The sequence below is a fragment of the Commensalibacter communis genome (assembly GCF_947179015.1).
Taxonomy (GTDB): domain Bacteria; phylum Pseudomonadota; class Alphaproteobacteria; order Acetobacterales; family Acetobacteraceae; genus Commensalibacter; species Commensalibacter communis.
Map to the genome: position 1 here is coordinate 1 of NZ_CAMXCM010000051.1, position 223 is coordinate 223.

Annotated in this window: 1 protein-coding gene; it reads right to left on the minus strand. The window is 31.4% G+C overall.

Annotation, left to right across the window (positions count from 1 at the left end):
- A partial coding sequence (locus PQG54_RS12380; protein WP_271807753.1) for a Fic/DOC family N-terminal domain-containing protein occupies positions 1 to 223 on the minus strand: 223 nt, incomplete at both ends.

Below are 223 nucleotides of genomic sequence, written 5' to 3' on the forward strand. Positions count from 1 at the left end.
TTCACTTGTATTTCTTATTTTCTGCTGGATTTTAATAAGCACCTTACTAGTAATTAAATTATTACACTCTTTCATTTCAATAAAGCCCTCTTGCAAAGCATCGCTGTATTGCAATACTTCCTTAGTTGCAAAATCGAGACCTTCTCTTGTTTCAATCGCTTGCAATAAAAGTTCGTTAGTAGTAATAATACCTTCTACTTCATTACTTTTTTTTGACTCTTGT